Origin of the sequence: Bacillus cereus group sp. BfR-BA-01310 (genome assembly GCF_022664325.1) — a bacterium.
Taxonomy (GTDB): Bacteria; Bacillota; Bacilli; order Bacillales; family Bacillaceae_G; genus Bacillus_A; species Bacillus_A paramycoides.
Window position 1 is genome coordinate 1 of sequence record NZ_JAKUHD010000037.1, and the last position, 21,755, is coordinate 21,755.

The following is a 21,755-nucleotide window of genomic DNA, read 5'->3' on the forward strand; positions in this document are numbered from 1 at the left end:
CTTTCTCATTAACATAAGAGAATAGTAACGTACTTTCAACTTCAAGAATAGTCTGAATCCTTAAGTTGATGGATGTGGGGTACCGCCACATCACCACCAGCCTAAAGGGTAAAAATCCTCCATAACGAAAATTCTATTCATTATTGACTACTAATAATGATGGGGGAGACTCCATTATGTTAAATCGATAATAAAATGCCGCAGTTGACAAAATATGCGGCGTTGCTATAATGGTACATTGTTATGTAGGTAACAAAATAGTGTTTTTGACGAGAAGGATGTGAAATTATGAAACAAAATAATGAACAAATAAATGGAAAAGATCAAAAAATTAAAGTTGAACGTGTACAAACTGGAATTAGGATGGAAAAAAGAATGGTAAAAGTTTTGAAAGCGATGGCAGAGTATCATGATATTTCACTAGGCGTTCTTCTTGAAAGAATAGTTCTTCATTCTTTTGAAAATAAACCTGTGTTTAGCGAGGAAAGTCTTGAAAAAGTTAAAGCTATAAAAGAAGTTTACGATATGGATTATGGTCTAGAAATAAGTCGTCAGTGGAATGATTCGGAAAACTAGAATGATTATTTTCAAATACAGTACCATCTAGATTTTTTGTAAGCAATCCATGAAGTGAAAAAGCTAAATAAAAATATCAGGAGCGATATTAAATGAAATTCAGTTTGTTAACAATATTTGATAATTATCCTAATCAACTTTCTCGAACTCCTAGACAATTCTATAATGAGGTATTGGAGCAAGCCGTTCGGGCTGAAGAAAAGAATTTTGATGGAGTATGGTTTGCAGAACATCATTTCTCTGATTTTGGTATTAATCCCTCTCCAGCAGTTCTGCTCGCTGCGGTATCTCAAAGGACGAATAGAATTCGTCTTGGTGTGGGGGTTTCAGTGCTTCCATTGCACAACCCTATACGAATTGCTGAAGATTATGCGATGGTGGATCTTTTGTCAAACGGAAGATTAGATTTAGGGTTAGGTAGTGGATATGCACAGAAGGAATTTGATGGCTATAATATTTCATTGGAGGACAAAACTGAGCGTTTTAACGAGTCACTAGAAGTGTTACGTAAGGCATGGTCAGGGAAGCTTTTTTCTCATCAAGGGAACTTTTTTCAATACAAAGACCTTAGGCTTAATGTTCAGCCAATACAAGCACCGTTTCCGCCTCACTGGATTGCAACCTCTAGTGAAAAAGGTGTTAGTCATGTTGCTAGTATGGGAAACAAATTCATGGGGCTTGGGTTTAGTAAATCACGAGATGAATTAGCAAAGCTGATTGATACTTACAAGAATACGTATCTACAATCAGGATATGGTAATCCAGAAGAGTTAGAAATCCCTGTTGCATTTCATGTTCATGTTGGTGAAACATATGCAGATGCTGAATCCAATGCAAAAGATCCTTATCAACTATTTATGAATACTCCGCGTGGGACGAATATCTCATATGAAGACCTTAAACATAAATTCAATCCAGTGATAGGAAGTCCTGATGAAGTTATTAAACAAATTCAGTCCTACAAGGAAATAGGTGTTACGAATTTTATGGCAGTAATGAATTTTGGTGGATTAGAACATCATAAAGTGCTTTCATCCCTAGACTTATTTGGTAAGTATGTAATTCCTGCATGTAAGTGAAAAATTGATAGGACAAATTACACTTCACAAAAGATGATTTTATTTAATTCCACTGGAAAATAATAACTCAATAAATGAATTTAGCATATAAATTTCATATTTGATTGTTCCCCAAAACAAGAATTTTGTACATTTTTAATCCGGAGATGTCAATTTTACTGTTTTGGGGTATTTATTTTCACTAGCTTGATGGACCTTATTACACAATGAAATAATCGCTATATCTAGACAGTTTTGTACCATGTTTATCTATAGAGATAAAATTTATATATGTATAATAAAGGTATTGACATTGATAATTAATTTCAATAACATTAAAGGTGGTTAAAAAATAACTGTTTTGTCAGATTTTGATTGAGAATTATTCTTGATCGAAAGGGAAAGAGGGGGAAGTACCAGGATGAAGAAAAAATTATTATTTTTATTCATGTCAGTATTCGCGATTTTCGCATTGGCTGCATGTGGGTCGAAGGAATCCGCTACTAAGGAAAGCGGTAAGGAAAACTCTGCAAATGCAAAAGAAAGAGTTGTAACATACGAAGGTACAGAAACAAAGTTAAAAGGTAAAGTAGAGAAGGTTGTTGTAACCGATCATAACGTTGCTGAAATGTTAGCAGCATTAAATATTAAAGCAGTTGGTGTACCTACATATGCTGGAAAAGTAGCTCCACAGTTACAAGATGTTATGGGTGATGCAACTTCAATTGGTGAAAAAGGTCAACCAAACTTAGAAGCTATTTTAAAATTAAAGCCAGATGTAATTTTTGTTGGCGATCATACAGATGATGCAAGCATGGCTAAATTAAAGGATATTGCTCCAACAATCAAAATCATTGATAAAGAAGAAAAATGGAGAGACAACCTTACATTTATCGGTGATGTAGCAGGTAAAGAAAAAGAAGCGAAAAAATTCATTGAAGATTTTGATCAACGACTTGCAAAAGCAAAAACAGATTTAAAAGATGCAAAAGTTACAGAACAAACAGTTATGGCTGTTCGTGTACGTGGTGGAAAAAGCATCATGGTATACGGTCCAAAATCTTATTTAAATATGGTACTTTATCATGAATTAGGCTTGAAAATGCCAAAAGAAATGGAAACAGTAAAAGGTCAAGAAAAGATTTCAATTGAAAAACTTTCAGAAATCAATCCGGATCACCTATTTGTTCAGTTCGCTGAAGTTGAAAATAGTGACAATCCAAAAATCTTAGACGAATTACAAAAAAATCCAATTTGGTCTAAAATGAAAGCTTCTCAAAACAAACAAGTATATGTAAATGTAGTTGAACCGCTTGTAAACGGTAAAACTGGTTTAACAGAAGATCTATTCTTAGATGCAGCTACAAAAAAATTACTAAAAAAATAATGTGGTGATCATGTTGAGTCTTAATTTCTCAAAGATACGAAAAATCCTTCCATTAGTTATATTAATTGCCGCGCCGGTATGGGTGATTTTATCACTTGTATTATCTGTTGTATATGGTGCCAAAAATATTGAAGTGGAAACGATAATAAATGCATTTTTTCATTATGATGCTAATGATATCAATCATGAAATTATACTCTCTTCACGTATGCCAAGAGCTATAGGGGCGCTGTTAATCGGCGCCTTCTTAGCTATTTCAGGATCAATTATGCAAGGGATTACACGTAATCCTCTTGCATCTCCTTCTATTATGGGGGTTTCAGATGGGTCGGTATTTATGATTACCATGTGTATGATTTTTCTACCGAATGCTTCGTCGATTGAATTGATACTATTCTCATTTTTGGGATCGGCATTAGGTGTTGCGGTTGTGTTTGGTATTGCTAGTATTCTTCCAAACGGTTTTTCACCAGTACGATTGGCGTTACTTGGTACAATTATTGGTACTTTTTTAAGTAGTCTCGCTACTGGGTTCGCGAGCTTCTTTCAGATTTCGCAGAGTATTAGTTTTTGGTATAATTCGAGATTAGATCAAATGGATCCACAGCTTATTAAAATTTCATTACCATTTGCTGTGGTAGCAATTATAGCAGCAATTTGGTTGTCAAAATCTATTACAATCTTATCTTTAGGAGATGAGATGTCTACAAACCTAGGACAACGAACAACAATTATAAAAATAGTTGCTTCTGTTGTTGTAATGGTATTGACTGGAGTTTCAGTTGCACTTGCTGGGAAAATTGCATTTATCGGTTTGATTATTCCTCACATCACAAGATTTTTAGTAGGATCAGACTATAAATGGATCATTCCTTGTTCGGGAGTTTTAGGAGCTGTTTTCTTAACACTATCTGACGTATTAGCGAGATTCATAAATTATCCATTTGAAACACCAGTTGGTGTTATTATGGCATTTATCGGGGTGCCGTTCTTCCTCTACTTAGCAAGAACAAGAGGAGGGAAAAGTTATGTTTAAAACTGTACAGCGTAAATTTTTGACGAGTATGGCGATTGCCGTATTCTTAATTTTATTTATTATCTATCTAGGCGTAACCAATGGTATGTTTGATATTCCTGTATACGATGTTTTTAGTACCATGTTTGGTTTTGGTAATGATCCTGATTTTGAGCTTGTATTGTTTAAGCTTCGCTTACCTCGGATAATTATTGGGGCTTTAGTTGGTGCCGGTCTTGCTTTAGCAGGATTAGTGTTACAAGGGATATCAAGGAACGACTTAGCCGATCCTGGTATACTTGGGATAAATGCCGGAGCGGGAGCAGCAATTCTTGTGTTTGTATTTTATTTCCACTGGAATGTTGGTGGATTAGAATCATTTGCAATGTTTTCTATGCCATTATTCGCTTTAATCGGCGGGCTTTTTGCAGCTGTCTTTTTATATATGTTTACATGGAAAAAAGGTAGACTAGATTCGGAGCGATTTATTTTAGTTGGTATTGGATTAAACTTTGGATTAGATGCAATTGCTCTTTATTTTGGTATGAAGTTAGAATCACATCAATACGAAAAAGCACGTGCATGGTTATCAGGAAGTATATGGAATGCAAACTGGGATTTTGTATTAGCACTTTTACCATGGCTTTTAGTTTTTATTCCAATTATATGGTGGAGAGCAACCGTGTTAGATTTATTCCAATTAGATGAGAACGGGGCAAAAAACTTAGGTGTCTCTGTAAATAAGGAGAAAGGAATTCTTCTGTTTTCATGTGTTGCATTAGTAAGTGCTTGTGTAGCTGTTTCAGGTGGAATTAGTTTCGTTGGATTATTAGCTCCTCATATTGCAAAAACTATGGTAGGGATTAAACATAAGCTTGCTATACCAATCACAATGCTAATTGGTATGGTGTTAGTCTTAGGATCAGACTTTATAGCACGAACGATTGTGCAACCTGCTGAAATTCCTTCTGGGGTTGTTTTGTCTATAGTTGGTGTTCCGTATTTCGTTTATCTGCTATATAAATCTATGAAGTAAGGAGGCGATTGAGGTAATGAGTATCATAAAGGTAGAGCAATTAGAAACTGGATATGAAAAAAATACAATCTATCGGGATTTAACGTTAGAATTACCGAAAGGAAAAATAACGACAATTATTGGTCCTAATGGATGTGGAAAATCGACGTTATTAAAGACAATTGGTCGCATGTTAAAACCAACAAAAGGTCAAGTTTACTTAGATGGAAAAGACATGCAAAAAATGAATACGAGAGATATTTCAAAAAAATTATCTGTTTTATCACAAAACCCAGTCGCGCCATATGAGCTACAGGTAGAAGAGTTGATTGCATATGGGCGTTATCCACATCGCAAAGGTTTTTATAGTTTAACACCAGAAGATAAAGAAATAATTGAGTGGGCTATAGAAAAAACAGGATTATTAGAGTATCGATCAAGAGAAATTGGAAGCTTATCAGGTGGACAAAGACAAAAAGTATGGTTAGCTTTAGCGCTTGCACAAGATACAGATGTATTATTATTAGATGAACCAACTACTTTTCTTGATTTATGTCACCAAATAGAAATTCTAGATACAATTCGTGAGTTGAATTTAGAAGAACATCGAACGATTGTTATGGTTTTACACGATATTAACCATGCTGCAAGGTTTTCAGATCATATGATTGCGATGAAAGCTGGAAAAGTAATTGCGGAAGGTAAGCCGTCTCATATTATGAAAGAAGATATACTGCGGGATCTTTTTCAAATTGATGCACGTATCATTAATGATCCTTATGATGGAATTCCAGTTTGTATTGGGTATCAATCTATGTCTAAATTATCGGTAATCAAATAAATCTATATAGTATGTTAAAGTTTTAACTCTTTTCATTTTCTATAAGGATATAACTACAAATAGACTTATAAAAAATGAGATTTGCTAATATAAGCTCATAAGGAAATCTCACTGTAAAAAGGAGATATCAAATAAAAAAGGTACCCTGCATTGCAAGGTGCCTTTTTTGTTTGATATCTAGATATTCAATTTAGAAACGAAAAATGATTGTTACATTAAAAAAGTAAGTATTAAGCAAAGGATTTAGTCGCTTTATGTGTGTGGCTTTCTCTCTTCATCAAATCATGTTTTTACTCGTATATGAATTATATAATTACGCTGCAGATACTGAGGCTTTTTTCCCCTTTCTCTTTTTCTTTTTCTTATACCACCACATATACACACCAGTAAACATTAAAATAGATGGAGTAAGCCCACCAATCACATACAAGATCTTTGTAAATACTCCTCCAAATGTTCCTGTATGTAAAGGAAGACGCCATATTTGATATGTAAGTCCGCTATCTACTTTTGGGTCTAGCTTTGCTAATACTTTTCCACTATACTGGTCCATCCATACTTTTATATTCCCATTCCCCGGATCATATGAACGGCTCATTCGGATTTCCACAGCACCTTCTGCCTTGCCTTTTTTCGCTTTCTCCGGTATTCTTACTTGCATAATTTTCCCTTGTGGTACTGCTTTTTCCGCTTCACTCAACAATTGATCAAGGGGAAGCCTCCCTCCTGGAAGCGTTTTCGAAATGAGTGTCTCTTTTGATGGTGCCACACTAGCTTTCGCTCCAAACCATCCAAAAATTGTTTTATCATACACCAACAGACCACCTGTTAGCGAAACGATTAGTAAAAACGGAACTGAAATACCTCCAATAACTCTATGTAGATCATATTGTTTTACATACGAATTCTTACTTCGGCGTATAACAAATCCGCGCATCCATTTTTTAATCCCGGGATACCATAAATATAAACCTGATAAAATAATGAAAAAGAAAATAAATCCAATGATGCCAACAATCTCTTTCCCCTTAAAATCATTAAGAAGTAAATGATAATGAAGTTCCCCAACCTGATTAAAAAATGATTTTTCACCTAACTCTCCATTGATCCTACCATTTCCTGGGTCAATGTAAACCTCTTGTTTCGCCTTTCCTTCTTTCAAATAAAATAAATAAACACCTTGAGCACTTGGTTCATCCGGGGTATATACCCGCTGAATCTCACCCTTGGGATGTACTGCCAATACAGTTTGAAGTGCTTTCTGATAAGTAACCTTTTCGCCTTCTGTTACTTTGTATAAATCAGGATGTAACACACGATTTAATTCGTGTTGAAAAACAAGTAAGCTCCCTGTCAATCCAATCAGCACAATAAACATCCCAGCTATCATGCTAAGGTATAAATGAATCTTTCCAACAACCTTACGAACTTTCATACATATCCCCCTAAATTTAATGAAAAATCAAATTAATATTAAAGATAATAATTATCATTGTCAATGGAAAAGTTAGACTATTTCCATTTGTTATTTTTATTCTATTGATCACAAAAAACTTTATCCTTTCATCTAAAATCTAGTAAATATACTATGTACCCTCACTTTTGTATATATTACAAATTGAAAGGTATAGTCTAAAATAAAAAAAGTATGCTATAATCTTTTTGATAACAATTATCATTCTCTTCTGAGGGGAAAGGTTATGAGCTTAGTAGATATTAAAATTGGCGAGAAAGTGTTAGTAAAAAATATTCAGTCTTTAAATCAGTTATTAAAGCGTAGACTGGCTGCTTTCGGTCTTGCGGAAGGAATCGAACTTCGTATGAAACAGAAAGCAATGTTTAAAGGTCCTTGTACATTGGAGTGTCGTGGACAGTTAATTAGTATTCGTCATTGTGACGCGAAAATGATAAAGGTGGAATTAGCGTGAATAAGGTAGCTTTGCTAGGGAATCCGAATACAGGGAAGACATCATTATTTAATGCACTCACTGGTTCTTATGAATATGTAGGAAACTGGAGTGGTGTAACAGTAGAAAAGAAGGTTGGTAAATTAAAAGATAGACAAGGAACATTAATTGATTTACCAGGTGTGTATGATTTAAATCCAGTTTCACGTGATGAAGGCGTCGTTACAAATTTTCTATTAACAGACGAATTTCATCATATGTTAAATATAGTGGACTCTTCGCAATTTGAGCGAAATATGCATTTAACATTGCAATTACTTGAATTTGGTAAGCCAGTTTCAATTGGTTTAAATATGATTGATGTGGCAAAGCAAAGAGGAATTGTTATTAATGTCAAACGATTATCAGAAATATTAGGAGTAACAGTCGTTCCTGTCGTTGCAAGAAGCGGAAAAGGCTGTGAAGAATTACTTGCTACTCTTCATGAAGAGAAGCAAATAGAGAAAAAACCATTCGTTATTTCATATGGTGTACAAATGGATGAAGGGATTGGAGAGGTAATCACTCTTTTAGAGACAGCGAATTATGAGCATCCAAGATGGTTAGCTCTTCAATTTTTAAGCAATAACGAAGTAGTAGAAAAAGAAATGAAAGCATTACCAATTTATAAGGAACTTATAGCCATTCGATCCCGCTTAGAAGAAAAACTTGATTGTACGTTAGAACAGCATATTTACAAGACTCGTGAAGCGTATATTGAAAAGTTAAAAACAAATGTCATTCAGCATGAGAAAGAAGGAAAAATTCCTTTTTCGGAAACAATCGACAAGTTAATTACACATAAAATTTTAGGACTTCCAATCTTTTTAGCAGTTATGTTTTTTATTTTTCAGGTTACGTTTACGTGGATTGGTACACCTTTATCTGATATGCTTGATGAGTTTTTTGGTGGACAACTTACTGATTGGGTTACAGCTGGGCTCGCAAGTGTTGGGGCTTCTGACTTTATTCAAGCGCTCGTTACAGAAGGTATTATTGCCGGTGTCGGCGCGGTATTAGTATTCGTTCCACAAATCTTTGCACTATTCTTCTTCATTTCATTATTAGAAGACTCAGGATATATGGCACGAATTGCAGTTGTTATGGATAGAATTATGGAGTTTTTCGGTCTTAACGGAAAAGCTTTTATTCCGATGATTATCGGCTTTGGATGTAATGTTCCAGGTATTATGGCAGCGAGAACGATTGAGCAGGAAAAAGAACGTTTACTTACAATCCTTGTGACACCATTCATGTCTTGTTCAGCACGTTTACCTGTATATGCATTATTTGCGGGAGTGTTCTTCCCTCATAGTCAGGCGACTGTTGTGTTCTCTTTATATGTCGCAGGTATTGTTCTTGCGTTACTCGTTACAAAGATTATGTCTCTTACAATTTTAAAAGCGGAAAAGTCAATTTTTGTCATTGAACTACCACCTTATCGTGTGCCACAAGCGAAAACGTTATGGCTGAGCACATGGGAGAAAGGTAAAGGGTTCGTTCGTAAAGCGGGTACATTCATCTTCGGTGGTTCTGTTATCATTTGGCTATTAAATTATGCAGGTCCATCAGGACTTGGTGTTGATATGGGAGACAGTTTCTTAGCGATGATTGGTGGTTTTATTGCACCATTATTTGCGCCGCTCGGCTTTGGAACTTGGCAAGCTGGGGCGTCCCTTTTAACAGGATTTTTGGCAAAAGAAGTTGTCGTTTCAACAATGGCGATTATTTATGCGGTTAAAGAAGATGTGCTAGGAAATGTAATGGGGGCACATTATACTGCGTTATCAGCGTATGCATTTATGTTCTTTATTTTATTATATGTTCCATGCTTAGCGACAGTAGCTGTTATTAGGCGCGAAACAGGATCGGTGAAATGGACAATTTTTTCTGTCGTTTATCCATTAGTTGTTGCTTATGTATTAACGCTCATTATATACCAAGTTGGATCCTTACTCCGATTCTAGAAGGAGATGTATTACAATGATGGTCAGTATAGTAATTGGAGCTATCATTTTTGGTTATGCAGCATATACGTTAGTTAATTTTGTGAAGAGAAGTAAAAAAGGAAAATGCGCAGCATGCTCCTTAAGTAAATCATGTCAGTCAAAAACTTGTAGTCCAGATATGGAGCAGGTTGCCCATAAATAAGAAAAACATTGCGTATTTCGCAATGTTTTTTTTTTTTTTTGTGTATTCATTTTTGTAAATTACTTTTATCAAAATGAATTTTATACCTTGTTAAAGACATACTAATATTGAAACAAGCTGCTTCAATATTAGTAATGAAAAAACAGCAAGATGTCATATCTTTTATAAAAGGATAAAAAACATTTAATGTGAAATTCGGTAGTCTGGTGGTTCGGAGATGGGAAGGTGAAAGTATTGGAGTCTTACGCAGTATATGTTCGTGTATCAACTGACCGAGATGAACAAGTTTCATCCGTCGAAAACCAAATAGATATTTGCCGGAATTGGTTAGAACGAAATGGATTCAATTGGGATGAGGAACGTGTTTTTAAAGATGAAGGGATAAGTGGGACTTTATTTGTAGACAGACCTTCTATCCAATTACTGTTGCAAAAGGCAAAAGCAAAAGAAAAATGGTTTGTTTTTCCTAACCATCACCCCAAGATTGTTGAAGAAGAGATATGGAATCAAGCAAATCGAAAAAAAATAAAACAAATAAAACGAAAATCACAGCTTGGAATGAATTTCGCAATCTAGCAAAATGCGCGGTCTGTGGTTCTAATATGGTAATTATACAGTCTCATTTGAAAAAGACAAGTGGAGAGCGAACAGAATGGAAATATTTAAAGTGTTCTCAATATCGTCGAGCAGGGAAACATGGTTGTGTAAATCATGTGCCAATTCAATATGAGGATTTTCGTCAGTTCATCATAAATTTACTAGTGGAAAAAGGAGAGTCTGTTACTTTAAGGCTTCAAAGCAATATCGAAAAGGGACAAGAGAAAAAGATAAAAAAGTTACAACAGCTTCTGAATGTGAACGAACAAAAGAAAAAAGCAATACTGGATTTGTATTTGGAAGAACTCATTAATAAAGAAGAATTTGAAAAAAAACGGAATGATCTTGAAACAGAAATAACGAAAGCGAATCATGAATTGCTTATTTTACAAAATAGTGATGCTGTACAAATGGATATTAAAACAATAAAACAAGCTTTTGAACAGTTGCAACATCAGGAGCAAGATTTGATTCATGTATTTCAGACGTTAATTCAAAAAATTAGTATTCATCAAGATGGTACGGTGGATATTACGTATACTTTTGAAAGCCCATTATAAGAAGGGAGTGTACATATCCCTTCTTGTTTTTATTATGGATAGGATACACATGTTGTTTCCTATGCTATTTATTATGTTTCTCTACATTATCTGAACTACTATAATAGGTGTTTTTTAATTTAACAACATTGTAAAATTAACCAAGTATTTTCGAAGTTTTTTTGTAATAAGTCTTCTTTTTTTATCCAAAAATATAGTCGACCAGAATCTCCCCAATACATTTCCGACTCATCATTGGTATCAATTTGCAAAAGTAACATCCAATCGTGCGGGCTACCAGGTAAACGTTTTATCTCTTTATCTGAAGGATACGACGCATTTCCTAAATAAAATCTGTTTGTAACAAGATGACACTCTTCAGCCATTTCTTCGGATTGTATAGCTTGTGCTGAACCAAGTAAATGATGAAATCCATCGTTCTCTTCTCTGATATACGATTCTTCTATTTCTTCGTAAAAATCCCATTCATCATCATCTGATAAACCTGTTTCTCCAATTTTTTCTTTTGCCAATGTCCATGTTTCTTCAAATGAAATTAATGAAGAAGGGAATACTTCTGTTGTGATTTCTCTTCGTTTTAGATTTGCTATATCTTCTGTGTACAGAACACGATGTCCTCCAATATCTTTTGGATCAAACCCCCACGGTTCTTCTTCTACATCATAGAAGAAATACAACATGCCCTTCGTAGGTAATGGATTTCCTTTGTGATAGGATTGCACTTCCTCTAAATTCAGTTGTCCAATAAAATATAGAGGCATGTCATTTTTGGTTGGAATCTCTAATTCATCAGGTAAATCAGGAAAACCTCCGAATTTTGATGTTCCCACTGCTATTTTTTCATCAGCTTCTTGGCATAAGTGTATTTGAATCGTTGGTTCAAGTGTATCTAAAATACGCTTCTCTAGATGTACGATACCATACTCTTTGAGCACATTTTGTAGCATTTTTTTCATTATGTATCACCTCATTCTTATTGTACAACAACAAAGTTTTAATTCATCTTCAAAAAAGAAAAATAATAATATCGTTGATAATATTTAAAAAGGTCCTTATCTTTTATCGAGATATCCTGCTAATATCTATGTTTTGTCTTTTGGATTGTATATGTAGCTAGTTCAATAAATTTTCACATCAACAAAACGGAAGCTGCTAATAACTTAGATTCCTGTGTATTGTTTTGCAAAAACTACGCATTTCAAAATTTTTACCTCAACCAATTATCATATGTTATTCCACTGAGCTCCTCATTAGTTGAATAAGATTCTTTGAAAGAAGGATATTAGGTTTAGGTGATGCTTATGAAGAGAATCTTAGTTTTAATTAGTGTATCAATGTTTATTTTTTCTCTTTTTTCTGCCCCTGTTCAAGCGAATGAAACAGAAACCACCTATTTTTATACAAGTTGTTTTCTTTTTTTGTTTTAGAGGTCACCTTACATGCTCCTCATCGCCAAAATGTTTTAAACTAACGTTTGTTTAAATTTTCCTACAATTTCTTTCTTCATTTAACTAAATATTAATTCTTATAAAAATCTTTTAATCTAATTATATGCAATATTACATATTGGTTATGAGTATTTTTCGTGTTATATTATTTAATTACTATATGTTTAGTAATATTTAATTTTGAAAGGGGAAAGATTATGTTACCAAATACAGTTCGTACTCCAAATAAGAAAAAAAAATGGATTATTGTCGGGGTTATTGTACTAATTGTTATCGTTGCGGCGGTTAATATTTTTGTTATGCAAGGTAAGAAGAAAGATACAACGAAGACGGATGCTGTAAGTTTTGAGAAAGTGACAGAGCGTAAGCTAAATAATACGAAGTTAATTTCGGGTCAGGTGAAGCCGGGGAATATTGAAAGCTTCTATGCGGATCCAACTAAAGGAAAAGTGAAAGATATTGCAGTGAAAGAAGGACAAGAGGTAGAAAAGGGAACGAAATTATTCTCTTATGATAATGAAGAAATTAATTTACAGGTGAAACAAGCTGAGCTTGATCAGAAGATGGCTGATATGCGTTATGATCAAGGGAAAAAGAAAATTGATTCATTGAAGAACGAAATTAAGAAGGCAAAAGATAGTGGGGCTGGGAAAGAAGTAACAGACCCAATGGAAGAGCAAGTAAGTGAATTAGAAATGGCACAAAAAACAACTGAACTTGAGAAGGAAAAAGGAAAGTTACAAAAAGAAGAGTTAAGTAAAAAACAGAAAGAACTTACGATTTATAGTAATTTTACAGGTGTTGTACAAAAGTTAGATAAAGATGCAGCACAAAGTTCATCTCAAGCTTTAGGTGGCCAAGGGAAAGCATTCTTACAAGTTGCTTCTAAAGATCCGTTCCAAGTTCAAGGGACTTTAACAGAACTTCAAAAGTCACAAATTCAAAAAGACCAAACGTTTACTGTAACTGCGAAAGCAAATAATAAGAAGAAGTGGACAGGTAAAATTACAGAAGTAAGTGAATTCCCAACGAGTGCAGAGATGGCTCAAGCAGTTGGTGAGGGAACTCAAAATATGTCTCAATATACATATAAGGCAAGTCTTGATAGCCAAGATGGTTTATCTCCAGGTTATCACGTTTCTTTACAAGTAAATTTAGAGAATAAGACGATGATTGCTGTTCCAAGTAAGAGCATTGTAGAAAAAGGCGAAGATGCATTTGTTTATATTGAAGACAAAGGAAAACTTCGTAAACAAAATGTGAAAAAAGGTTCTACTGATGGAGACTGGACAGAGGTTGTTGAAGGCGTAACAGTGGGGCAAAAGGTGGTTAAAAATCCTTCCGACAACGTGTATGACGGAATGGAAGTGAAAGAGAAATGATTACGTTAAATAATATTTCTAAAACGTATTATCAAGGGAAATTGGCAGTGCCGATTTTACATGGTATTAGTTTAACGATTCAAAGTGGTGAGTTTGTTTCTATTATGGGGCCGTCTGGTTCTGGTAAATCAACGCTTATGAATATTATCGGTTGTTTAGATCGTCCAACAGAAGGCGAATATATGCTGAATGATGTGAATATCTTAACAGCAGATGAGTCAAAGCTCGCTTTAATTCGTAATGAATATATCGGCTTTGTGTTCCAGCATTTTAATTTACTGCCTCGTCTTTCAGCGGTGGAAAATGTTGAACTTCCACTCGTATATGGTGGGGTGAAGAAAACTGAGCGCCGTAAGCGTGCTTTGGAAGCACTGGACAAAGTAGGGTTAGCAGATAGAGTGCATCATTTACCGAATGAGTTATCAGGTGGACAGAAACAGCGTGTAGCAATTGCGAGAGCGATTGCGAATAATCCAACGTTCATTATGGCCGATGAGCCGACGGGTGCGCTTGATACGAAGTCTGGTGAACAAGTTATGGATATTTTCACGAAGCTTAATGCAGAAGGTACGACGATTGTTATGGTTACGCATGAAGAAGAAGTAGCGGCATATTCATCTCGCCGCATTGTACTGCGAGATGGGAAAATTACTGAAGATAGAAGGTGTGCAGTATGAGTTTACTAGATAGTATGAAAATTGCTCTATCTTCTATTTTAGCTCATAAACTGCGTTCGGCTCTGACGATGCTCGGTATTATTATCGGCGTTGGTTCTATTATTACTGTCGTTGCAATTGGACAAGGCGGGGAAGCGATGCTGAAGTCGAAAATCGCTGGTTCTGGTAATAATCTTATGCCAATTCAGTTTAAGCCGGATATTAATGATGAGTTTGCTATGGGTGGGCATGAAGTACCAAAATTAACGGAAGAAGATATTCTTGAGGTGAAACAAGTAAAAGATGTTGCCCATGTTATTACGACGAATAGTACGATGGAAGCACTTGATATAAACGATAAAAAAGCAATGATTAATGTTATTGGACTTGATAGTGAGTATTTTCAAGTAAATAAAGTGAAAATGGTCAAAGGCCGTTCATTAAATGAATCAGATATTTCGCAAGGGAATAACGTTGTGATGATTAGTATGAAGGCAGAAGAGACGTTATTTAAAGATGAAAATCCAGTAGGGAAAATTATTGAAATGAAAGGACAGCCGGTGCAAATTATCGGTGTCTATAAATCAGACAATGAATTTATGGGATTTGAAACTGAGGAAATACTGATTCCTCTCACCTTATGGCCTGTTTTATACGGAACAGATGAAATTCAAAGTATCGCAATTCAAGCTAAAAATGTAGACAATTTAGAATCAGCAGGAAAAAAAGCTGTTGAAGTATTAAATAGTCGTAAGCCTAGTGAAATTCCAGGTAAATATGAATTAGTGAACTTAAAAGAGTTCCAAGAAGGAGTTTCTAAAGTCACTAATATCATGACAATGATCATCGGTGGTATCGCAGGTATTTCATTAGTCGTTGGTGGTATTGGTGTTATGAACATTATGCTCGTATCTGTAACGGAGCGTACGCGCGAAATTGGGATACGTAAAGCGCTTGGAGCAACGCGTAGTAAAATTTTATTACAGTTTTTAATTGAAGCCGTTATGTTAACGCTTCTAGGTGGTTTAATTGGAATTGGTCTTGGATATGGCGGGGCATATATTGTCTCCACATTCGCAAAATGGCCACCGCTCGTTTCGTGGGAAGTTGTTGTTGGAGGCGTATTATTTTCGATGACACTTGGTATTATTTTCGGATTAATTCCAGCAAACAAAGCCGCAAAATTAGATCCAATTGAAGCACTTCGCTACGAATAGTTTACTAGTGTAGTAAAGATAAATATCATTACTACACATACATATTGTTTGAGTCAATTGTTTGTACCATTCTTTAAGAGGATTACATAGAGAGAAGGAGGCGCAATAATGGAAGCGAATATTAATACACAAGATGTAGGTGCGAAAAAGCCATCATTATTTGGAATGATTACATCTCCTGGAGTACAATTTGAAAGAATGAAAACAAACAAGAAAGTTTGGAGTATGTTCCTCTTAGTAGCATTGTTACAAGGGCTTCTAGGTGGTTTAAATGCGTATGTTATGTATACCTCACCTGAGATGCTTAAAATGAAAAAAGAATTAGGCGAAATGGCTGGACAAAGTTCACTTACATCAGAAGTTATTTCTGGAATTGGAACAAGCTTTGCTAGTGCGATGGTTGGAACACTATTCATAACTGCTATTTATAAAATGTTTATGATGTTCTTTGGTAATGATACGCCTTATAAAACCTTATTGAATATTGTAGCTTATACAAACATTGTCCTTATTATTGGTGGACTTATTAATTCAAGTTTAGGTCTAATCTTTGGTAGTGGAATGAGCCAATATACGAGTTTAGGGTTATTATTTACGAAAGGTACATTTGCATATGGAATTGGTAATACAATTGAAATATTCTATGTATGGAATTTAGTCTTAATTTGGCTTGGATTACATATTACAGCTGGATTAAGTAAAGTGAAAGCATTGATTCCAATTATTATTCTATTCATTATTAAAGCGGTATTCTTTGCGGCAATTATTGTATTAATAGCGAAGTTTTTACCAGGTATGTCAATGTAAATAAATTAAGTTCATTATTACTAAGTTTAGTAAAAGATTTGTAACATTAATAACCGGTTCTTTGACGTACAAGGTACCGGTTATTTTGTGTCCAAAATGTGTTCAAACGTACAATTTTCTTTTTGGGTATGGTGACCCCATGCCCATCAACCTAACAGAACAGGTTGCCCTCAAAACGAAAAAAATGAACTACGGTGCTATAAAAAACACAAAATTTCCGTTTAGGGGGTACTTTAAAATCTTAGGTTGATGGATGTGTGGTGCTACCCCAGTGTACACAATGACAGTATTTCTTGCACCAGAATCAACGAAAGTGATTAAATGTAAAAAATGGTTGAAAATCAAAAACCGTATTATTGTTATATAGAGAGTTTAAAATTAAGAGTAGCATCTGGAAGGGAATAGTTATAAATGAAAACAATAAAGGGGAAGCTATCTTTTAGCATTGATATTATAGGTTGTATTCTTTGCATTATAATGCTTATTATAAGTCTTGTTGATTTTAGAACATGGTTACATCCTTTTTTATTCTTTAACTTCGGACTGATTTTTCTTATTAATATAGTAAATACTCTTAAGGAAAAAGGGCTTAATTCAAATTAGAAATTTTAAAAAATTCGATTCTTAAATGCTTATATTTTATAAAATATGTTAGTATTTTTTTAATAGGGGGCACCATCCATCACCAACAAGTTAAAATAAATTTGTATCCATATAGCAAAAAAATCGCTATTCTTTTTGTAGAAATATACAGAAAGGATGGCGCTTTTTACTTTTTGAAATAGTTTATATCCTTAAGTTGATGGGCATGTATAGTAATCCCTACTTAGTGTATGGAAATCAGGATTTTAACTTCAAAAAAATGTCTTATTGTATAAAATCAGCATTTTATCGACAGGATCTGTATCATTTTTGTACATTTTTAGGGGATTTAACCAAGTGATACAAACTACATGCTTAGAAAGATGAAAAGATATGCAATATTGCATAATACATTGTTTTACCTGGATAAAATGTTATTCTTTTGGATGGATTAGATGAACGGAGGAAATGTTATGAACAAGAAATCAAAATTTACTCAAATGATACTCGGTATTAGTACAGTGGCCTTATCATTTGGAAGTATTCAAACACAAGTATCAGCGGAAGAAAAAACACCTTATAATGTGTTACAAGTGAAACCAACTGGGATCGGAACTTCAAAAGATGAACTTGCACATTCGACAAAAGCAGACGAAACATTGTCTTATGAAGAACGTTTAAAAGTGAACGATTTTTCACAACGTCCAGCTCCGGCAGTGAAACAAGCAGCGGCAAAACAATCTCAGCAAAAGTATTCTGTGGCAGAGCTGAATAGAATGAATAATGACGAATTAATTGATACATTGGCAAATGTTAGTTGGGATCAAATCGCAGATTTAGGTCAATTTAATCAAGAAACAAAAGCGTTTTATCAAAATAAAGAGCGAATCCAGGTTATGATTGATGAATTAGGTCGCCGTGGAAGCGCATTTACAAAAGATGATACAAAAAGAATTGAGACGTTTGTTGAGGTTTTATATTGCGGTTTTTATTTAGGCTTTAATAATGAAGAGTTAAGCTATTTAAATGAGCAAAGCTTCCAGGATAAATGTTTACCGGCATTAAAAGCAATTGCAAAAAATCCGAATTTTAAACTTGGTACAGATAAACAGGATACAGTGGTATTTGCGTACGGTAAATTAATTAGAAACGCTTCTTGTGATGTTGAAACTGTTCAATATGCAGCGAATATATTAAAACAATATAACGATAATATTTCTACATATGTAGGTGACAAGAAGAAAGGGGACGCCATGTATGAGCTCATGCAAGGGATTGATAATCACTTGTATGGTAAAAGTAAAAAAGCGGATGAAACAATATGGTATGGAAAAATTGATAGTTTCATAAATGAAGTCAGTCGAATGGCTCTTCTGAGAAATGTAACAACAGAGAATAGCTGGTTAATTAATAATGGTGTTTATTATACTGGTCGTTTAGGGAATTTCCATAGTAATCCAAATAAGCCTTTAGAAGTACTTACACAAGCAATGAATATGTACCCGCGTTTTAGTGAAGCTTATTTTAATGCAGTAGAGCAAATTTCAACAAACTATGGTGGAAAAGATTATTACGGAAATACAGTAGATTTAAAGAAAATACGTGAAGAAGGCCAAAAGCAGTACTTACCAAAAACGTATACATTCGATGACGGTGCTATTGTATTTAAAACAGGGGATAAAGTAACGGAAGAAAAGGTTAAGAGATTATATTGGGCTGCTAAAGAAGTAAAGGCGCAGTATCATCGTGTAATTGGAAAAGATGGAGCGCTAGAACCAGGGAAAGCTGATGATGTACTGACAATGGTAATTTATAATAATCCAGATGAATATAAACGAAATAGCCAACTATATGGATATGACACGAATAATGGTGGAATTTATATTGAAGGAATCGGAACGTTCTTTACATTTGAGCGTACACCAGAGCAAAGTCGTTATAGTTTGGAAGAATTGTTCCGTCATGAATTTACACACTATTTACAGGGAAGATACGAGGTTCCAGGGTCATGGGGACAAGGAGAAATGTATCGAAATGAACGATTGACTTGGTTTGAAGAAGGAAATGCAGAATTTTTTGCGGGATCTACTCGTACGAATAATGTTGTTCCACGCAAAAGTATAATTAGCGGATTATCATCTGATCCTGCGAAACGCTATACAGCAGAACGAACATTATTTTCGAAATATGGAGAAGGAGTAGGAAACGAAAAATGGGACTTTTATAATTATTCTTTTGCACTGCAGTCTTACTTATATACTCATCAATTTGAAACGTTCGATAAGATTCAAGATTTAATTCGCGCAAATGATGTGAATGGTTATGATGCATATCGTGAAACTTTAAGTAAGGATCCAAATTTAAATAAAGGATACCAAGACTATATGAAGCAGTTAATTGATAATCAGGGTACATATAATACACCACAAGTATCAGATGATTATTTAGCTGAACATGCACCAAAACCACTAGCTGATGTAAAGAAAGACATTACAGATGTAGCGAAAATAAAAGATGCAACGATTACAAAGCATAATTCTCAATTCTTTAATACGTTTACATTAGAAGGAACATATACAGGCGGTGTAACAAAAGGAGAATCTGAGGATTGGAAAGCGATGAGCAAGCAAATCAATCAATCTTTAGAACAGTTGGCGCAAAAAGAATGGAGCGGTTACAAAACAGTTACAGCGTATTTTGTTAATTATCGTGTGAACTCAAACAATCAATTTGAGTACGATGTTGTATTCCATGGTGTTGCAACAGGGGAAGAAGAAAAACAGGCGATTAAAGTAAATATGAATGGACCGTATAATGAGATATTGAATGAAAAAGTTGAGTTTCATAGCGATGGTACAGAAAGCACAGGCGGAAAAATTGTTTCTTATCTCTGGGATTTTGGGGATGGTACAACAAGTACAGAAGCAAATCCTACTCATGTATATGGTAAAGAGGGAACATATACTGCAAAGCTAACAGTGAAAGATAATAAAGGAAAAATAGGACGAGGACAAACAGCTGTTACCGTAAAAAAAGATGAGCCAGCAGGCCATAACTATCAAAATGCAAAGGTAATTAGTTTTAATAAGCTTTCAAAAGGAAATATGGATCGTCCTAATATGGCGTATATGCACACATTCAATGTCACATCTCCAAAAGAAGTAGATATTTCTGTTATAGATGAACAGGGAATTGGGATACAATGGGATGTATATCACGAATCAGATCTGGGGAATCCTGTTATTACGGGTCAAGCGGATGGAAATAATATAAAAGGTAAATTTGAAGCGAAACCCGGGAAGTATTACTTAGTTTCATTTTTTGATCAGGAAAATAGAAAGGGAACATATTCATTATTAGTAAAATAAATTCGTTTAATTATATAACGATGAATCGTAATGAATAAGAGCCTTTTGTTATTCCTTGTTTATCTGTTTAACAAAGAATAATGTAATATTCGAGAAAGAATTGAATGAAATAAAAAAGAATCCCTTATGATTGATATGCTCCCCCTTAGGTAGACAGATAAAAAATAAATATCTGTTTATCTAAGGGGGCGTTTTTATGTCACGAATAAAATATTCTAAAGCTGAAAAATTGGCTATTTTAGCTCTTTATAAAGATGGTCAGCATTCAATAGCTGATATTACTGCTAAATTTTCAATTGATCCTGGAACGATTAGAGACTGGAAAAGAAGGTATGAATTGAATGGTGAAGATGGTTTAACAGACGCAATCTCTTGGAAGTCGTATTCAAAAGAACTAAAATTGGCGGCCGTTAATGAGTATCTATCAGGACGTTATTCATTACATAAGGTCATTCAAAAATACGATATATCTAGTACTGCCGTTTTGGGAAAATGGATTAAAAAGTATAATAGTCATAGAGAATTACATGATACGGGTAAAGGAATGATAAAATCTATGACAAATACAAGAAAAACAACATTAGAAGAACGAATTCAAATTGTAAACTACTGTCTACAGCATCAGAAAAACTATCAACTTACAGCCGAAGGCTATGGTGTTTCTTATCAACAAGTATACCACTCTACCCTAATCACCGAGTTTGATACCCTTGAGAAAGAGTTTGTATCTTAAGGGTAAAGGGTTTGTCTTTATTTATTATTATGGACAGTGATTTAGAGGAATAAACATACTCGGTGATTAGGGGATAGGTAACTAATTCTAACATTTGAAAGCTCGGTAATTGGGTAAATAAAAAATGCTCCCTCATTCTCCCTGTAAGGAGGCATGAGGGGAGTCACCTTACATACCCACCAAATTAAGAAAAATAAAGGCCCAAAAAAAGAAAAAATGAGCCGAACTCTTATGAATAACTGTGAAAAGGTAAAATTTTTGTTATGAGAGGTTTCTGAAAATCTTAGCTTGATGGCAATGTGGTTCTACCCTTTATAAATGTTAGAAAAATCTTTCAAATAGCTCTAACTTGCACAATGCTTCCCGTTAATATAATACGCTGATTCTGTGAAAACCGTAAATACAACCTCTACTTC

17 protein-coding genes and 2 pseudogenes are annotated in these 21,755 nt (G+C 34.4%); 16 read left to right on the top strand and 3 right to left on the bottom strand.

What is annotated here, in order from left to right; translation table 11 throughout:
* Nucleotides 1-288 precede the first annotated feature (288 nt).
* The 6 genes from MR109_RS27665 to MR109_RS27690 all read left to right on the top strand — a co-directional run bounded on the left by MR109_RS27665 (nt 289) and on the right by MR109_RS27690 (nt 5,892).
* The gene (locus tag MR109_RS27665) at nt 289-576 is read left to right on the top strand and encodes a hypothetical protein (protein WP_242274620.1); all 288 of its coding nucleotides are present in this window, start codon (nt 289-291) and stop codon (nt 574-576) included.
* A 92-nt stretch (nt 577-668) separates the two neighbouring features.
* Complete coding sequence (locus MR109_RS27670) at nt 669-1,655, top strand: LLM class flavin-dependent oxidoreductase (RefSeq protein WP_242274621.1); 987 nt, start codon at nt 669-671, stop codon at nt 1,653-1,655.
* Between the two features lie 400 nt (nt 1,656-2,055).
* Nucleotides 2,056-3,021, top strand: coding sequence for an iron-siderophore ABC transporter substrate-binding protein (locus MR109_RS27675; RefSeq protein ID WP_242274622.1), 966 nt, complete (start codon nt 2,056-2,058; stop codon nt 3,019-3,021).
* A gap of 10 nt (nt 3,022-3,031) precedes the next feature.
* Complete coding sequence (locus MR109_RS27680; protein ID WP_242274623.1) at nt 3,032-4,057, top strand: FecCD family ABC transporter permease; 1,026 nt, start codon at nt 3,032-3,034, stop codon at nt 4,055-4,057.
* A complete protein-coding gene (locus MR109_RS27685) occupies nt 4,050-5,072 on the top strand; it encodes a FecCD family ABC transporter permease (protein WP_242274624.1) in 1,023 nt (340 codons plus the stop codon). The genes MR109_RS27680 and MR109_RS27685 overlap by 8 nt, the downstream gene beginning before the upstream one ends.
* Before the next feature lie 16 nt (nt 5,073-5,088).
* On the top strand, nt 5,089-5,892 hold the full coding sequence (locus MR109_RS27690; protein WP_242274625.1) for an ABC transporter ATP-binding protein: 804 nt from the start codon (nt 5,089-5,091) through the stop codon (nt 5,890-5,892).
* A gap of 313 nt (nt 5,893-6,205) precedes the next feature.
* Here MR109_RS27690 and MR109_RS27695 read toward each other — a convergent pair whose 3' ends face one another.
* Nucleotides 6,206-7,327, bottom strand: a complete 1,122-nt coding sequence (locus MR109_RS27695) for a PepSY-associated TM helix domain-containing protein (protein ID WP_242274626.1) — start codon at nt 7,325-7,327, stop codon at nt 6,206-6,208.
* A gap of 265 nt (nt 7,328-7,592) precedes the next feature.
* Between MR109_RS27695 and MR109_RS27700 the strand changes: the two genes are divergently transcribed.
* The 4 genes and pseudogenes from MR109_RS27700 to MR109_RS27715 all read left to right on the top strand — a co-directional run bounded on the left by MR109_RS27700 (nt 7,593) and on the right by MR109_RS27715 (nt 11,146).
* Nucleotides 7,593-7,820, top strand: a complete 228-nt coding sequence (locus MR109_RS27700) for a FeoA family protein (protein WP_242274627.1) — start codon at nt 7,593-7,595, stop codon at nt 7,818-7,820.
* Nucleotides 7,817-9,805 (top strand): ferrous iron transport protein B, encoded by a 1,989-nt coding sequence (gene feoB, locus MR109_RS27705; protein WP_242274628.1) that lies wholly within the window; start codon nt 7,817-7,819, stop codon nt 9,803-9,805. The genes MR109_RS27700 and feoB overlap by 4 nt, the downstream gene beginning before the upstream one ends.
* A gap of 16 nt (nt 9,806-9,821) precedes the next feature.
* Nucleotides 9,822-9,989 carry a FeoB-associated Cys-rich membrane protein gene (locus tag MR109_RS27710; protein WP_242274629.1) on the top strand — a complete coding sequence of 56 codons (168 nt, stop codon included), beginning with the start codon at nt 9,822-9,824 and terminating at the stop codon, nt 9,987-9,989.
* Nucleotides 9,990-10,214: 225 nt separating this feature from the next.
* Nucleotides 10,215-11,146 (top strand): annotated as a pseudogene (locus MR109_RS27715) (recombinase family protein).
* 119 nt (nt 11,147-11,265) lie between these two features.
* Here MR109_RS27715 and MR109_RS27720 read toward each other — a convergent pair.
* Nucleotides 11,266-12,102 carry a YwqG family protein gene (locus MR109_RS27720; RefSeq protein ID WP_242274630.1) on the bottom strand — a complete coding sequence of 279 codons (837 nt, stop codon included), beginning with the start codon at nt 12,100-12,102 and terminating at the stop codon, nt 11,266-11,268.
* A 689-nt stretch (nt 12,103-12,791) separates the two neighbouring features.
* Between MR109_RS27720 and MR109_RS27725 the strand changes: the two genes are divergently transcribed.
* The 6 genes from MR109_RS27725 (at nt 12,792) to MR109_RS27750 (ending at nt 21,339) form a co-directional block, all read left to right on the top strand.
* Complete coding sequence (locus tag MR109_RS27725) at nt 12,792-13,976, top strand: efflux RND transporter periplasmic adaptor subunit (RefSeq protein ID WP_144572772.1); 1,185 nt, start codon at nt 12,792-12,794, stop codon at nt 13,974-13,976.
* Nucleotides 13,973-14,653 (top strand): ABC transporter ATP-binding protein, encoded by a 681-nt coding sequence (locus tag MR109_RS27730; RefSeq protein WP_048374290.1) that lies wholly within the window; start codon nt 13,973-13,975, stop codon nt 14,651-14,653. Before MR109_RS27725 ends, MR109_RS27730 begins: the two co-directional genes overlap by 4 nt.
* Nucleotides 14,650-15,849, top strand: coding sequence for an ABC transporter permease (locus tag MR109_RS27735; protein ID WP_242274631.1), 1,200 nt, complete (start codon nt 14,650-14,652; stop codon nt 15,847-15,849). Before MR109_RS27730 ends, MR109_RS27735 begins: the two co-directional genes overlap by 4 nt.
* Nucleotides 15,850-15,957: 108 nt before the next feature.
* Nucleotides 15,958-16,656: a YknW family membrane protein gene (yknW, locus tag MR109_RS27740; RefSeq protein ID WP_098308634.1), complete on the top strand. Its 699-nt coding sequence runs from the start codon at nt 15,958-15,960 to the stop codon at nt 16,654-16,656.
* 1,055 nt (nt 16,657-17,711) lie between these two features.
* A complete protein-coding gene (gene colA, locus MR109_RS27745; RefSeq protein WP_242274632.1) occupies nt 17,712-20,606 on the top strand; it encodes a collagenase ColA in 2,895 nt (964 codons plus the stop codon).
* Nucleotides 20,607-20,802: 196 nt separating this feature from the next.
* Nucleotides 20,803-21,339, top strand: a complete 537-nt coding sequence (locus tag MR109_RS27750) for a helix-turn-helix domain-containing protein (protein WP_242274633.1) — start codon at nt 20,803-20,805, stop codon at nt 21,337-21,339.
* A 344-nt stretch (nt 21,340-21,683) separates the two neighbouring features.
* Here MR109_RS27750 and MR109_RS27755 read toward each other — a convergent pair.
* A pseudogene (locus tag MR109_RS27755) lies at nt 21,684-21,755 on the bottom strand (DUF1904 family protein); the annotation flags it as partial.